The sequence below is a fragment of the Polaribacter sp. M10 genome, from assembly GCF_054968445.1.
Window position 1 is genome coordinate 409740 of sequence record NZ_JBSSBG010000002.1, and the last position, 16777, is coordinate 426516.

Sequence of the window (16777 nt, forward strand, 5' to 3'; positions counted from 1 at the left end):
AAGTAACAAATTTATAAAGGCTTTTTATTTTATTTCATAAATTATTGATAATAATACATATTTTAGTGTGATGTTATACTAACGTCAATGCCCAGTGATTTTAAAGTTTTTTAAAATAATTATAACGCATTTTATAACAATCAACTTCTATTTCCCTTTTTTAGATTTAACCTCCTACATTTTACAGAAATTCCTTAATTTCGCAACCTTATCAGAAAACAGATAAAACGAAAGCGAAAACTTTAATTTTTAGAGGATTATAAATCAAAAAAAATATTCTTCAAAAAAATAAAGTTTACATCTGACTATTAATTTAAATTAAAAAAATCCAGATGAAATTTCCTGAATATAAAGGACTTGACTTACCAAAAGTAGCAGAAGAAATTCTAAATTATTGGCAAGAAAATAACATTTTCGAAAAGAGTGTAACCTCTAGAGAAGGCGCAAAACCATTTGTGTTTTTCGAAGGCCCACCTTCTGCAAACGGACTTCCAGGAGTACACCATGTTTTAGCAAGAGCTATTAAAGATATTTTTCCGCGTTACAAAACCATGAAAGGTTACCAGGTAAAACGTAAAGCTGGTTGGGATACTCATGGATTACCAATAGAATTAGGCGTAGAAAAAGAATTAGGGATAACCAAAGAAGATATTGGTAAAACAATTTCTGTAGAAGATTATAATGCTGCTTGTAGAAAAGCGGTAATGCGTTACACAGATATTTGGAACGATTTAACCCAAAAAATGGGATATTGGGTAGATATGGATGATCCATATATTACTTACGAACCAAAATATATGGAGTCTGTTTGGTGGCTTTTAAAACAGATTTATAACAAAGAATTAATTTACAAAGGCTATACCATTCAGCCATATTCACCAAAAGCAGGTACAGGGTTAAGTTCTCACGAACTGAATCAACCAGGTACTTACCAAGATGTAACAGATACAACAGTTGTTGCCCAGTTTAAAGCAATTGAAAGTTCATTGCCAGAATTTTTACAAAAATTTGATCATTTAAACTTTATTGCTTGGACAACTACTCCTTGGACATTGCCAAGTAACACAGCTTTAACAGTTGGCCCAAAAATAGATTATGTTGTTGTAGCAACTTATAATCAATATACTTTTGAGCCTATTCATGTTATTTTAGCTAAGAATTTAGTTGGTAAACAATTTGCAGGTAAAAATAATTTTGAAGCAGAATCTGTAGAAGAATTAAGTGCTTATAATAAAGGTGATAAAAAAATACCATATTTAATCTGTGCAGAGTGTAAAGGAACAGATTTAGTGGGTATTAAATACGAGCAATTGTTAGATTATGTTTTACCAAACGATAATCCTCAAGATGCATTTAGAGTAATTGCTGGTGATTTTGTAACTACAGAAGACGGAACAGGAATTGTACACACAGCACCAACTTTTGGAGCAGATGATGCTCTGGTTTGTAAACAAGCCTCACCAGAAATTCCGCCAATGTTGGTAAAAGATGAAAATGATAATTTAGTGCCTTTGGTAGATTTACAAGGTAAATTTAGACCAGAAGTAACTGAATTTGCTGGTAAATATGTAAAAAACGAATATTATGCTGATGGCGAAGCTCCAGAAAAATCTGTAGATGTAGAAATTGCCATCAAATTAAAAATAGAAAACAAGGCTTTTAAAGTAGAAAAATACAAACACAGTTACCCAAATTGTTGGAGAACAGATAAGCCAATTTTATATTATCCATTAGATTCTTGGTTTATTAAAGTTACTGATGTAAAAGATAAAATGCATTCGTTAAACAAAACCATCAACTGGAAACCAGAATCTACAGGTACTGGTCGTTTTGGAAACTGGTTAGCAAATGCAAACGATTGGAATTTATCGCGTTCACGTTATTGGGGAATTCCATTACCAATCTGGAGAACAGAAGATGGTAAAGAAGAAATTTGTATAGGTTCTGTTAAAGAATTAAAAGCAGAAATGCTACGTGCCGTAGATGCAGGAATAATGAGCGAAGACATATTCGCAAGCTTTGAAGTTGATAACAACTCAGAAGAAAATTATGCAAAATTAGATTTACATAAAAATATTGTAGATCAAATTACTTTAGTTTCATCAACAGGAAAACCTATGAAACGTGAAAGTGATTTAATTGATGTTTGGTTCGATTCTGGTTCTATGCCTTATGCGCAATGGCATTATCCATTTGAAAATAAGCAGAAAATTGATGGAAATGAATCTTTTCCAGCAGATTTTATTGCAGAAGGTGTAGATCAAACTCGTGGTTGGTTTTACACATTACATGCAATTGGTACTATGGTTTTCGATTCTGTTGCGTATAAAAATGTAGTTTCTAATGGTTTGGTTTTAGATAAAAATGGCCATAAAATGTCTAAACGTTTAGGTAACGCAGTAGATCCGTTTACAACGTTGTCTAAATACGGAGCAGATGCTACAAGATGGTATATGATTTCTAATGCCAATCCTTGGGATAATTTAAAATTCGATTTAGAAGGTATAGAAGAGGTAAAGCGTAAGTTTTTTGGTACACTTTACAACACGTATTCTTTCTTTAGTTTATATACAAATATTGATGGTTTTTCTTATAATGAAGCAGATATTCCTCAAAATGAAAGACCAGAATTAGACAGATGGATTTTATCAGAATTACATACTTTAATCAATAAAGTCGATAAATTCTATGAAGAGTACGAACCTACAAGAGCAGCAAGAGCCATATCAGATTTTACACAAGAGTATTTAAGTAACTGGTATGTACGTTTAAGTAGAAGACGTTTTTGGAAAGGAGATTATCAAACAGATAAAATTTCTGCATACCAAACTTTGTATACGTGTATGGTTACCATTGCAAAATTAGCATCGCCAATTGCGCCATTTTTTATGGACAGGTTGTACCAAGATTTAAACTCGGTAACAGGTAAAGAAACATCAGAAAGTATTCATTTATCAGAATTTCCAAAATTTGATGAACGTTTTGTAGATCAAAGCTTAGAGCGTAAAATGGAAAATGCACAAACCATATCATCTTTAGTATTATCATTAAGAGCTAAAGAAAAGATAAAAGTGCGTCAGCCATTGCAAAAAATTATGATTCCTGTTGATCATCCTCAGCAAAAAGAAGAAATTTTAGCAGTGTCAGATTTAATTAAGCATGAAGTAAACATTAAAGAAATTCAATTAATGGAAGATGCTTCAGACATATTAATTAAACAAATTAAGCCTAATTTTAAGACTTTAGGACCTAAATTTGGGAAAGATATGCGCTTTATAGCAGCTGCTGTTAAAGACTTTAATCAAGAAGATATTAACAAAATAGAAAAAGATAAAAACATTTCTGTTGACATTAATGGAAAAAATATTATTTTGGAGCTCTCAGACGTAGAGATATCATCTAAAGATATAGAAGGTTGGTTAGTGGCTAATGAAGGTGCTATAACTGTTGCTTTAGATGTTACTATTACTGAAGATTTACGAAAAGAAGGTGTTGCCAGAGAATTGGTTAACAGAATTCAGAATGCTCGTAAAGAGACAGGCTTAGAAGTAACAGATAGAATTAAGTTAACAGTTTTAAACTTTGATAACCTACAACAGTCTATATTAGATAATAAAGACTACATTATGAGTGAAACATTAACCAAAGAATTGGTTTTTGTGGATGAATTAACCAATGGAACAGAAATTGAATTCGACACCATTAAAAGTAGAATATTTATAGAAAAAGTGTAGTATTATGTCAGAAGTTAAAGTAAAATATAACGAAGAAGATTTACAAGAGTTTAAAGCAATAATCGAAAAAAAAATAGCAAGAGCTAAAGAAGATTTAGCTTTATTAGAAGCATCGTATAAAAATGATGCCAACAATGGTACAGATGATACTTTGTCATCTTTTAAATCTTTTGATGAAGGTTCTGAAGTAATGAGTAAAGAAGCAAACGTACAGTTAGCTATTAGACAAGAAAAATTTATTCGAGACCTTAAAAATGCCTTAATGCGTATAGAAAATGGTACCTATGGTGTTTGTAGAGTTACAGGTAAATTAATACAAAAAGAGCGTTTAAAATTAGTACCTCATGCTACTTTAAGCATCGAGGCTAAACGTAAGCAATAATCTTTTTACAATACATTTAAAGTCCAATTCTTAATAATTAAAACATTAAGAATTGGACTTTTTTTTGCAAATTACTTATTTGTAATCAAGTAATAAATTATCTTATTTTTGACTTTATGAAAAAGAGAATTTATTTACTAGTTTTTCTATGTTGCAATTTATTTGTTTACCACTCCTTTTTTAAGAAATCTAAAAAAGACGTACTTAAAGAAAACTACACAAAACAAATACAACAACATCCATTTAATTTTCAGAAGAATCTTTCTAAAAAAGAGAGAGTGTTTTTAGGGTTACCACCTAATCAATATTTAGCAGATTTGTATTTGCTACAAATGAATCCGTATACAAAAAAAACGCATCCTGAGAATCTACACAATCTTCAAGAAAAATTAAAAAATGAACATGCTAGTTTGCAAAGAAGTCCAGGTGATGCTTTAGACAACCAATGGACAGAAAGAGGGCCAAATAATGTAGGTGGTAGAACTCGAATGGTAATGTTCGATCCTAATGATGTGACTCACAAACGTGTTTTTGCAGGTGGTGTAAGTGGTGGTCTTTGGGTTAATGATGATATTACTGACCAAAACTCATCTTGGGTACAAGTTGGAATATCAGATAATCTTGCTGTAACTTGTATGGCAGTAGATCCTAACAATTCGCAAATAATGTATTTAGGTACAGGAGAATTGTATAGCCCACAACAAGCTTTAGGAAATGGAATCTGGAAATCTACAGATGGTGGCGCAACTTGGGCAAACGTTTATCAAATAAGAGGAACAACTGTTACATCTAGCAATATTAATGTTCCTGGAACCTATTTTATGACAGATATAATTGTAAGAGATAAAGATGGAAACCCTGCAACTACCAACGATTCTGAAGTTTTTGCTGCTATTGGTGGCGCATTTTATAGTTCCAATCCAAAAAGTACTTGGATTGGTTTAGATGATTATGGAATTTATAAATCTACAGACGAAGGTTCTAACTGGTCTAAATTAACTTTAGATGTTGATGGTAAGCCAGTTTCTCCAAATGATTTTGAAATAGGTACAGACAATACACTTTGGTTAAGTACTACAAGAAATGCTTGGGATGATGGAGGTGGAAGAATTTATAGCAGTTCAGATGGAACATCTTTTACGTTAAAACATACCATTACAAATGGAAGAAGAACAGAAATTGCTATTTCTAAAACCAATGCAAACACAGTTTATGTTTTAGGGGAAGTTGGTACAGAAAATAGTTCTGGTGATGAAATAGCACCATTTATATCACTTTTAAAAACTACAGATGCTTTTGCAACCACACCAACTACACTTTCTTTACCAAATGATGCAACAAGTAGTATTCCTGCAGAAGATTTTACAAGAGGTCAGGCATTTTACGATTTGGTATTAGAAGTAGATCCTACAAATGATGCTATAGCATATGCAGGAGGCATCAATTTATTTAGAACTTCAAATAGTGGTGTTACTTGGCAACAGATTTCAAAAAATTCTCCAACAGGCAGTTTACCAGGCATTACTGTTTCTTATGTGCATTCAGATCAGCAGAGTTTTGCTTTTCATCCAACAGATGCAAATATTGCTGTTATTGGTTGCGATGGAGGTGTGTTTTACGCAAATTCTTTATCTGCAGCAGCTACAAGTGCATCAGCAATAGAAGAAAGAAACAAAGATTATAACACAATTCAGTTTTACAATGCTGCAATTAGTCAGACTACAGATCCAGAATATATAATTGGAGGTACTCAAGATAATGGAAATCTCTTTTTTGATGAAGCTTCAGCAGGAATAAATTCTGCCATAAAAACCAATAGAGGAGATGGTACACATTGTTTTATAGACAAAGAAGGTTCTTATATGATTATCTCGAATTTGTACAATAACATTACTCGATATAATTTACCTTATACTGGTTCTGGAGTTTCAGTTTCATCAGATAGCGATTCTGGTACTTTTGTAAATGCCATGGCTTTAGATGATAATCTAGATATTTTATATACAAATGGTTACGATGCTGCAAATGAAGTTGGTTATTTAACAAGATTTACAAATATAACAACTGCATCATCTACAAGAACAGACATTTCAGATCCTTTAATCACTAATATTTCTGCCATAAAAGTATCACCATTTACAACAGCATCGTCTAAAGTTTTTTTAGGTACAAGATCTGGTAAATTGATAAAAGTTGAAAACGCAAATACAGAAAATCCTACAATTACAGACATTTCTTCTTCATCATTTTTAGGGAATATTTCATCCATAGAATTTGGTGCGTCAGAAAATGAAATTATGGTTACTTTTTACAATTTTGGTGTTGATAGTATTTGGTTTACAGAAGATGGAGGCTCAACTTGGGCAAACAAAGAAGGTAATTTTCCTGATATAAATGTACGCTGCATTTTAATGAATCCTTTAAATAATAATGAGGTTATTGTGGGTTCTGAATTAGGAGTTTGGAATACCACTAACTTTAAAGATGCATCACCAATTTGGAATCAATCTTACAATGGAATGTCTAATGTGCCAGTAACTTCTTTTAGTTTAAGAACTGCAGATAATACCATTTTGGCAAGTTCTTATGGTAGAGGTTTTTATACTGGGCAATTTAAAGGCAATAGCTTAACAACTTGGCTAGGTACAATAGATTCAGACTTTACAAATGTAAATAATTGGTCTAATGGTTTACCATCAAATGCTGTTGATGTTAAAATTCCACCAACTTCAAATAATCCAATAATTAACTCAGCTGTTTCTGTGGCAAATATTTCTATTGATGAAAATGCGACTTTAACAATTACAGCATCTGGTGCCTTAACAATCGAAGAGAATTGTATAAATCAAGGCACGTTTACCATAAATTCAACTTTAGCAACTTCAGGAAGTTTAATTGTAAAAGGAACATCCACAGGAAAAATTACCTACAATAGATCTGTTTCAGAAAATTGGCATTTAACAAGTGCACCTTTATTAAATGATGCCTATGATAATGATTGGGTTGCTGAAAATTCCATTCAATCTAGTTCAACAAATCCAAACTCTAGAGCAATTGCAACTTATAATAATGATTCTGGAAATTGGGAATATATGCAAGTAAATGATGTTGCTCCTTTTACATCAGGCAAAGGATTTTCTATAAAAAGAACCACAGCTGGTCATCATGTTTTTTTGGGTGATGTTGCTACAGAAAATGTAAATATTGCCATTAATAAAGGTACAGCAACTTCTTACAATTTATTAGGAAACCCATTTTCATCGTATGTAGCAATCAATGAAACTGCAGATTTTTCAAATAACTTTTTAAATGTAAATGAAACTGTTTTAGAAGAAAAAACTATTTATGTTTGGAATGGAAATGCATACGAAACCAAAAACCAAGCTTCTTCTGCTGTAAATTTAGCTCCTGGTCAAGCATTTTTTGTAATTTCTAATTCAGAAGGAGGTTCTGCAACTTTTACAGAAAATTTACAACAACATCAATCAGAAACATTTTTAAAGCAGCAATCGAGACCAGAAATAAGACTTTTTTGTAAAAACGGAACACAAGAAAAATACACAGATATCTTTTACGTAGCATCAGCTACAACTAATTTTGATAATGGTTATGACAGTTCTTTATACGCAGATAGCGCATCAAATTTTGAAGTTTATACACAACTGATTACTGGTGATTATAACAAAAAATTAGCCATACAATCTATACTAACAGATTTTTCTGCAAGTATTCCTGTAGGTATTATTGCTGATAAAAATTCCGATTTAGAAATTAGTGTAAATGCTAAAAATATACCTGCAGATTTAAACGTTTATATAGAGGATAAAGAGTTGGGTACTTTTACACTTTTAAATGATGAAAATAGTACTTATCAAGTAACAACAACTGAAACTTTAAACGGTTCAGGGCGATTTTTTTTACACACAACAGCAGAAGTTTTACATGTTTTAAATCCTGTTTTTAATGATGTAAATTTATTTGTTGCTCAAAATAAAATTCAGATTAAAAACTTAACTGCTTTACAAACATTAATCAAAATTTACGACACAACAGGAAGCCAAATATTGATGCAAAAAACCAATAAAAACAATCTTACAATTGATGTAACTAAATTTACCAAAGGAATTTATGTAGTTGTAATTGAGCAAGATAATAGTACTTTTACAAAGAAAATATTTATACAGTAATAAGAACAATGAAGTATAAGTTTGTTTTATTTTTTTTAATAAATTCCGTGGTTGTTTTTTCTCAGAAAAAAGTGTCTAAACAATTTCAAACGCTTGCAAATGAGGTTAATATTTTTACATCAGGTTTAGATAATTTGATGTTAGAAAACTCAACATCAGGTTTTATAGAAGTGTATTTGTATGCAGAAAGTTACGACGAACAATTGATTATTATTGATGAAAAAAGTAAAGAAGTAAACATAAAATTTGCGTTCGAAGGTACACAAACAAGAGAAGTTGTGTTTAGAAAATTTATTACCAAAAGACTACAAAGAGCCAATGTTATTGTAAAAATACCAGAAGGAAAAAAAGTCTTCGTTTTTGGAGAAAATGTAGATTTAGAAGCTAAAAATTTACAGAATGATTTGGCAATTTATATCGAAAACGGAATTGTAAAACTCAACAAAATCCTAGCAAAAACAGCTCTTAAGCTTTATTCTGGTAATGTGTATGCATCTATCAACAAAACAAATTTAGACTTGATTTCTAAAAACGGTAAAATTAAAATTGACGATATTTTTTATGATAAAAGTTATAAAAACAACCTAAAAACTGCTCAGAAAAAACTAACTATCAATTCCATAAAGGCTAATATTTACATATCAAGTAATTAAACACAATAATATTCTTATTTTTGTGACTTCAAATTTTAAAAAATGTCAAAAAAGAGTATTGCAATACTTACTATTTTAATAGCAATTATTTTAGATCAAGTAATAAAAATTTACATTAAAACACATTATGTTTTAGGTGATGGTTTTGAGGTTTTTAGTTGGTTTAAAATCCATTTTGTAGAAAACAACGGAATGGCAATGGGTTTTGAATTTGGTGGTAAATCTGGTAAATTATTTTTAACTCTTTTTAGAATTGTGGCAGTAGCCGCTATTATTTATTGGTTGTCTGGCAATATAAAACGCAAAGTGCATAATGCTGTAATTATTGGTATTTCTTTAATTTTTTCTGGTGCAGTTGGTAATATTATAGATTCTGTTTTTTATGGTGTTATTTTTGATTCTTCAGAACATAAAGTAGCCACACTTTTTGCTGATAAACCTTATGGAGAACTGTTTTATGGTAAAGTTGTAGATATGTTTTATTTTCCTATTTGGAGTGGCAATTTACCAGAATGGATTCCGTTTGTTGGCGGAGATTTATTTACTTTTTTTCAGTATATATTTAATCCTGCAGACTCTTACATAACTATTGGTGTAGCAATTCTTTTTATTTTTAGCAAACAAGCTTTTCCTAAAGAAGACAAAAAATCTGACGAAAAGATTTCAGAATCAACTACAGAAATTTAAAGCTTTCTTAAAATAAACTCAGGTATTTTTTACTAACTTGTGTAACCATTAGAGTAAAAGCTCTAATTGGTACAAGTATGAAAATTTCTAGATATATTCTCATTTTTTTTATTGGCTTTTTTATTGCCAAATTTTGGTATCAAAAAGACAATAAACATCAACAAAAAGAAGAAATAAAAGTAGTTGTAAACTCTATTAAAAACATGAGTAAGTTGGTGGTTTCTAGTGCCAGTTTTTCTGAAGTGTACAATTTTAAAGACTCAAAAAAATATTTTTATAATTATGTTTCTTTTGATAAAGAAGCAATTGTTACTGTAAATGCAGATGTAGAAGTAGGTTACGATTTATCTAAATTAGAAATACAAATCGATTCTGTAGGTAAAAAAATCATTATTAATAAAATACCCAAAGAAGTTATTTCTATTGCGCCAGATGTAAAATATTTCGATTTAAAACAAAGTCAGTTTAACACATTTTCTAAAGAAGAATTGAATAAAATTAACGAAAAAAGTATCGATAAAATTAAAGAAACCATTGCATTAACCAATTTAAAAAAAGAAGCAAAAACTCGTTTTTTCGAAGAAATATCTAAGATTTATCAATTATCAGCCATTTATGGTTGGGAGGTTGTAGATCATACAAAATCAAATTTTTTATCAGAATTAGATCATCAAATAGATTAAGAATAATACACAAAATACGTATTTTTGAGAATGCCAACTTCTTTAGAACTTCAAATAAAAACCTTACCAAATGCACCTGGAGTTTATCAATATTTTGATAAAGAAGATGTAATTATTTATGTAGGTAAAGCCAAAAACTTAAAAAAAAGAGTGGCTTCTTACTTTACAAAAACACACGAAAATGGTAAAACACGTGTTTTAGTAAAAAAAATTGTTCGTATAAAACACATTGTTGTAAATACAGAAACTGATGCACTTTTATTAGAAAATAATCTTATAAAAAAATACAAACCACGCTATAATGTGTTGTTGAAAGATGATAAAAGTTATCCTTGGTTGTGTATTAAAAAAGAGCGTTTTCCAAGAATTTTTATGACACGTAGAGTTATTAAAGATGGCTCTGAATATTTTGGACCTTATACTTCTGTAAGAACTGTGCGTGTTTTGTTAGATTTAATTAAAGAACTCTACCAATTAAGAACTTGTAATTACGATTTAAGTGCTCAAAACATTAGCGAAGGCAAATATAAAGTCTGTTTAGAATATCATTTAAAAAACTGTAAAGGGCCTTGCGAAGCCTTAGAAACAGAAGCGCATTACAACGAATCTATCAAAGAAATTAGAAATATTATTAAAGGAAACTTTAAAGAAAGTTTAGATAAATTTAATAAAATGATGATGGATTTTGCTGCAAAAATGGAGTTTGAAGAGGCACAAAAAATCAAAGAAAAATTAGATTTGCTTAGCAATTATCAAGCAAAATCTACCATTATTAATCCGTCTATTAATAATGTAGATGTGTTTACCATAATTTCTGATGAAACCCATGGTTATGCTAACTTCTTAAAAATTTCTAACGGATCTATTATTCAATCGCACACCACAGAAATAAAGAAAAAGTTAGATGAAACAGACAAAGAGTTATTAGAACTTTTTATTGTAGAAATTAGGCAACGTTTCGATTCGCAATCGCCAGAAATTTATGTGCCTTTTAAAGTTGATATTGGCGAGAATATAAAAGTTACCATTCCTAAATTGGGTGATAAAAAACGAATTGTAGAACTCTCTGAAAGAAATGCAAAATATTACAGACAAGAGCAGTTTAAGCAGATAAAAATTGTAGATCCAGACAGGCATGTAAAACGAATTATGGCGCAAATGAAAAAAGATTTGCGTTTAAAAGAAGAACCAAGACATATTGAGTGTTTTGATAATTCTAACATTCAAGGTACAAACCCTGTTGCAGCTTGTGTGGTGTTTAGAGATGGTAAGCCTAGTAAAAAAGAATATAGGCATTATAATATAAAAACGGTGGTTGGCCCAGATGATTTTGCGTCTATGGAAGAGGTGGTTTACAGAAGGTACAAACGTTTGCTTTCTGAAGGCGAGTCTTTGCCACAACTGATTATTATTGATGGTGGTAAAGGTCAATTATCATCAGCATTAAAAAGTTTAGATATTTTAGGTTTACGAGGTAAAATTGCAATTATTGGTATAGCAAAACGATTAGAAGAAATTTATTATCCAGATGATCCCATACCTTTATATTTAGATAAAAAGTCCGAAACTTTAAAGATTACGCAGTATTTAAGAAACGAAGCCCATAGATTTGGTATTACTTTTCATAGAAATAAACGTAGTAAAAGTGCCATACAAAGCGAGCTAGAACAAATTCCAGATGTTGGTAAACAGACTATTACAACTTTATTGCGTAAATTTAAGTCGGCTAAACGTGTAAAAGAAGCTTCTTTGGCAGATTTAAAAGAAGCAATTGGTTTTGCAAGAGCCGTAAAAGTGCATCAATATTATCATAAAGAAAAAGAAAATGAAAAGTAAGTTTTTTCTGTTAATGCTAATGGTTCCAATTTTAGTCTTTGGTCAAGAAGAGCAGCCTAAAATTGGCTTAGTTTTAAGTGGTGGAGGAGCAAAAGGTTTTGCGCATATAGGGGTTTTAAAAGAAATAGACAAAGCTGGTATTCAGTTAGATTATATTGGTGGTACAAGTATGGGAGCCATTGTTGGTGGTTTGTATGCACTAGGTTTTTCGGCCATTGAAATAGAAAAAATTGTGCATAAAACCGATTTTATGTCTTTGTTAAGAGACAAATTACCTCGAAGTTCTTCTCCTTTTTTTGATAAAGAAAATGCAGAAAAAACCAAAATAACCTTACCTGTTTCTAAAGGTAAAGTTGGGTTGCCAAAAGGGATTTCTAAAGGACAAAATATATTAAATTTACTTTCTGAACTGATAGGTTCTTTAGAAGATTCTGAAGACTTTACCAAATTAGCAATTCCTTTTTTCTGTATTGCTACTGATGTAGAAACTGGCGAAGGCGTTTTGTTAGAAAATGGTTCTTTACCCATGGCTTTAAGAGCAAGTGGTTCTTTTCCTACATTATTAAATCCGGTAGTTTTAAATGATAAACTATTAGTAGATGGTGGTATAGCAAATAATTTCCCTGTAACTTTTATGAAATCTAAAGGCATAGATATTGTAATTGGTGTAGATGTAGAAGGTAAGTTGATAGAAAGAGAAAAATTAACCTCTGCAATTGAAATTCTAAATCAGATTGTAAGCTATCAAATGTATCATCAAAGTAAAATAGAAAAGCAAAAATTAGACGTTTATTTACATCCAGATATTTATGCTTATAGTGTAGTAGATTTCGATAAAAAAAATATAATCATTAAAAAAGGAGAAGAAGAAGCTAAAAAATTTAAAGAAGTTTTTAAAAAATTAGCAGCTTTACAAACGCACAAAAAAAAGAGAGAATTTTTAAAAATTGATACCAAAAAGAAATACATTTCTAAAATTAAAATACAAAGATCAGAAAATTATACGCTTGCCTATGTTTTGGGTAAGTTAGATATTAGAGAAGGAGATAGCATTTCTAGGCAAGAAATTACTCGTAAAATAAATCTATTATCAGCCACTAGAAATTATGATAGAATAGATTATACATTAAAAAAACAAGAAGATAATACCTATCATTTAAATTTAGTTTTAATAGAAGCTCTAGAGAACGCTACTTTAAGTTTAGGTGCGCATTATGATGATTTATACAAATCTGGAGTTTTAGTGAATTACAGTCATAAACACGCTTTTATCAATAACGATTTACTTTCGTTAGATGTTGTTTTGGGCGATAATTTAAGATACAATTTCAATTATTTTGTAGATAATGGTTTGTATCTAAGTGTTGGTTTTAAATCTAGATACAATCATTTTAGAACCAACACAAAATACGGGCCTATTATTTCTCAGTATCCAGATATTGGCAGTATTAATGTAAAATTTACAGATATTACCAATCAATTGTATTTACAAACCACCTTTGATAGAAAATTTGCTTTGGGTTTAGGATTAGAGCATAAATACTTAAAGGCAAGTACAGAAACAATAACAAATAATAACGACGAAACCGATATTGATAATAGTGAGTATTACAATGCTTTTGCTTATTTAAAATTAGATACCTACAACGAAAAATATTTTGTTACTAAAGGATATTATGCCGATTTTAATTTAAAATGGTATTTAAACGCAACAGGTTTTAACAGCGATTTTAAAAGTTTTGCACAAGCACAAGGTACCATTGGTTTTGCAACACCTTTATCGGATAAAGTAACTTTTCAGAATACCTATCAAGCAGGTTTTACTTTTGATACTTCTGATGCAAATGTTTTTGATTTTTATTTGGGAGGCTTTAATCAAAACTACATCAATACTTTTGTTTCTTTTTATGGTTATGATTTTGCAGAATTAACCGATATTTCTTTTTTAAAGACAGAATTTCTATTAAGATATGCAATTGCAGATAAACACTATGCAAGTTTTATAGCCAACTTTGCACGTTTAGATGACAATGTTTTTAAAGATATTGATGTTTTTAAAGACATTAAATCTGGTTATGCTATTGGCTATAGTTTTGATAGTTTAGTTGGGCCAATTGAATTAAAGTACAGTTGGTCTCCAGACCATAGAGACCATTATTGGTTATTTAATTTAGGTTTTTGGTTTTAGCCTTTTTTATTTTGTACTTAAATAAAACTCTTCGTAAATCTCTAAAAGATTCATTAAGGCTTTCATTAAATCTTTAGTTTCTAGTAAAATACTGAAGTATAAAGTAGAGTTTTTCGGACTAGTTTCGTCGGTTCTAATTCTACTTACTTGCTTTTCTACAGATAAAGAAACATTCTTTAACAGCTCACGCTTATCAATCAAAATAGGGTTTAAGCTATCAAATTCTCTCGATTTAAAAACATCACTAACATTCTCTAAAATTTCAGTTAATTGGTTGTTAATTCCTTTTAAATCTTTTAACTGACCCTTTTTTAAGTTCTTATGATTGTTATTTACGTGTTTAAAACTAGCTCTAGAAATATAACTTATAGATTGTGCAGCATCTTGCAAATAACCTAAAACAGAAATGTAAAATCTACTTGCTTGTACAGAAGTTTCGTCTAAAGATTTAATAAAATAGAAAACATTGTCTTTTAGTTCGTCTATTTCATCATTTAACTTTTCTACGTGTTTGTCGGTTTTGCGTAGTTTATTTAAATCGTGATTAGCTAAATCATCTACAACATTTGTGTACAATTTATTTATTCTGTCTGCAACACCAGAAATATGGTCTGAACTCTCTTCTATAACTCCGTTAATGGTAATTAATTCAGATCTTTCTATAAATGTTTTTCTTTTTATTTCTTTAGCTCTTTTTCTATGTGCCATAGAATTTTTTGTAATTAAAAAAGCAACTAAAAATAACAAAACAGGTATAAAAGCAATGTGTAAATTAATAAAGTAAGCAACAATACCAGCAGCTATAAAAGCAATTAGAGCCGTTAAAAACCAACCACCAATAACATTTAAAACTCCAGCAACTCTATACACTGCACTTTCACGTCCCCAAGCTCTATCTGCTAAAGAAGTACCCATTGCAACCATAAACGTTACGTAGGTTGTAGACAATGGTAATTTCATAGAAGTAGCTATAGATATTAAAACACTAGCCATAATAAGGTTTACAGAAGCACGAACCAAATCGAATGCTGGCATTTCAAAAGATTTATCTTTAGATAATTTTACAACTGGTTTTTCGAATTTTGTATTGATATACTCTTGCGTTTTTTTAGGAAACAAATAATTGATTCCAGTATTTAAAACCATTGCAAAACGCACCACAATTCGAGATAAATTATTAGGCTGAAATTTTTCATGACCTTCTCCTTGTCTAGATAAATTAATACCAGTTTCTATAACTGATTTTGCTTTAGAAGATGTCCATAAAGTAACCACCATAATAGCACCTGCTAATAAAAGAAGCCAGATGTTAGATGGTACTTTTTTAGCTAAACTACCCATAGAAAATAATTCTGGACTAACACCAGAAATAGACCAAGCTTCATAAGAGTTTAAAGCGGCTATAGGTACACCAATAAAGTTTACCAAATCGTTGCCAGCAAAAGCCATTGCTAAAGAAAAAGTACCAACGCCAATAATAATTACTAAAATATTTTGTTTAAACACTTTTATAATTAAATGAGATATTAGCGACCAAATAACAAAACTAGTAGCGACAATTTGCAATGTATTACCTTCTAAATATCCTTTTAAGCTATCGTAAAACTGAGTTCCTTTTAATCCTTTAATAATAATAAAGTATGTAATTGCCGTAATTGCAAAACCGCCAAATAATGAGTTAATATAGGTTGGTCTATTTTCGAAATTAAAAGAATAAATAATTCTAGAAAAGTATTGTACAATGGCACCAACTGTAAAGGCAACAATAACAGAGAGTAAAATTCCTAAAATAATATCTGTTGCTGTGTTGTAGTTAATATAGTCCCAAATGGCAGACAAACTCTCAGTATCGTTTTGTGTAATTTTAATAATTGCAATTACCACAGCAGAACCTAACAATTCAAAAACAATAGAAACAGTAGTAGAGGTAGGCATACCTAATGAGTTAAAAACATCTAATAATAAGATATCTGTAATCATAACTGCCATAAAGATGTACATAACATCTTGAAAAACGAACATATTAGGGTTAAAGATTCCTTTACGTGCAACCTCCATCATTCCACTAGAGGAAACAGCACCAAAAAAAACACCTACACTGGCAATAATCATAATGTTTCTAACAGAAATTGCTTTAGAACCTATTGCAGAATTTAAAAAATTTACTGCGTCGTTACTAACACCAACAACTAGATCAACAATAGCTAAAACAGCTAATGCTATTAACATTAAAATATACGGATCTTCCATTTTATATTATAAATTTTAAAGAAGCAAAGTTAAAAACACAGCATATTGATAATGTTATCTTAATGTTATGAAATTCTCATTTACTTTTAGCCTCTAAATTTATCAATTTAATTCATATATGGTTATGTTTCTAAGAATAAAAGTTTTTAATTTTTGCGTTTTTTTCCTTTTTATTAT

General features: G+C 30.1%; 9 protein-coding genes. 8 read left to right on the forward strand and 1 reads right to left on the reverse strand.

Annotated elements, in window-relative coordinates:
• Positions 1-326: 326 nt before the first annotated feature.
• From ileS to ACWYN7_RS04425, 8 genes are all read left to right on the forward strand, one after another.
• Positions 327-3734, forward strand: coding sequence for an isoleucine--tRNA ligase (ileS, locus tag ACWYN7_RS04390; RefSeq protein ID WP_462858679.1), 3408 nt, complete (start codon positions 327-329; stop codon positions 3732-3734).
• A gap of 4 nt (positions 3735-3738) precedes the next feature.
• Positions 3739-4116 carry a TraR/DksA family transcriptional regulator gene (locus tag ACWYN7_RS04395; RefSeq protein WP_462858632.1) on the forward strand — a complete coding sequence of 126 codons (378 nt, stop codon included), beginning with the start codon at positions 3739-3741 and terminating at the stop codon, positions 4114-4116.
• A gap of 116 nt (positions 4117-4232) precedes the next feature.
• Positions 4233-8303 carry a T9SS type A sorting domain-containing protein gene (locus ACWYN7_RS04400; RefSeq protein ID WP_462858633.1) on the forward strand — a complete coding sequence of 1357 codons (4071 nt, stop codon included), beginning with the start codon at positions 4233-4235 and terminating at the stop codon, positions 8301-8303.
• 71 nt (positions 8304-8374) lie between these two features.
• Positions 8375-8956: a hypothetical protein gene (locus tag ACWYN7_RS04405; protein ID WP_462858634.1), complete on the forward strand. Its 582-nt coding sequence runs from the start codon at positions 8375-8377 to the stop codon at positions 8954-8956.
• Positions 8957-8998: 42 nt separating this feature from the next.
• Positions 8999-9643, forward strand: coding sequence for a lipoprotein signal peptidase (locus tag ACWYN7_RS04410; RefSeq protein WP_462858635.1), 645 nt, complete (start codon positions 8999-9001; stop codon positions 9641-9643).
• 77 nt (positions 9644-9720) lie between these two features.
• Positions 9721-10326, forward strand: coding sequence for a DUF4230 domain-containing protein (locus tag ACWYN7_RS04415; protein WP_462858636.1), 606 nt, complete (start codon positions 9721-9723; stop codon positions 10324-10326).
• A gap of 30 nt (positions 10327-10356) precedes the next feature.
• Entirely contained in the window at positions 10357-12162 is a 1806-nt protein-coding gene (gene uvrC / locus ACWYN7_RS04420) for an excinuclease ABC subunit UvrC (protein ID WP_462858637.1), read from the forward strand.
• The gene (locus ACWYN7_RS04425; RefSeq protein WP_462858638.1) at positions 12152-14350 is read left to right on the forward strand and encodes a patatin-like phospholipase family protein; all 2199 of its coding nucleotides are present in this window, start codon (positions 12152-12154) and stop codon (positions 14348-14350) included. Before uvrC ends, ACWYN7_RS04425 begins: the two co-directional genes overlap by 11 nt.
• 6 nt (positions 14351-14356) lie before the next feature.
• On the opposite strand, the gene ACWYN7_RS04430 is transcribed toward ACWYN7_RS04425, so the two are convergent.
• The gene (locus tag ACWYN7_RS04430; RefSeq protein ID WP_462858639.1) at positions 14357-16600 is read right to left on the reverse strand and encodes an anion permease; all 2244 of its coding nucleotides are present in this window, start codon (positions 16598-16600) and stop codon (positions 14357-14359) included.
• Positions 16601-16777 lie beyond the last annotated feature (177 nt).

Excerpts from the sequence above, each read along its gene's own strand:
- ACWYN7_RS04430 (WP_462858639.1), bottom strand. The coding sequence starts at position 16,600 with ATGGAAGATCCGTATATTTTAATGTTAATAGCATTAGCTGTTTTAGCT.
- ACWYN7_RS04425 (WP_462858638.1), top strand. The coding sequence starts at position 12,152 with ATGAAAAGTAAGTTTTTTCTGTTAATGCTAATGGTTCCAATTTTAGTC.
- uvrC (WP_462858637.1), top strand. The coding sequence starts at position 10,357 with ATGCCAACTTCTTTAGAACTTCAAATAAAAACCTTACCAAATGCACCT.
- ACWYN7_RS04415 (WP_462858636.1), top strand. The coding sequence starts at position 9,721 with ATGAAAATTTCTAGATATATTCTCATTTTTTTTATTGGCTTTTTTATT.
- ACWYN7_RS04400 (WP_462858633.1), top strand. The coding sequence starts at position 4,233 with ATGAAAAAGAGAATTTATTTACTAGTTTTTCTATGTTGCAATTTATTT.
- ACWYN7_RS04410 (WP_462858635.1), top strand. The coding sequence starts at position 8,999 with ATGTCAAAAAAGAGTATTGCAATACTTACTATTTTAATAGCAATTATT.
- ACWYN7_RS04395 (WP_462858632.1), top strand. The coding sequence starts at position 3,739 with ATGTCAGAAGTTAAAGTAAAATATAACGAAGAAGATTTACAAGAGTTT.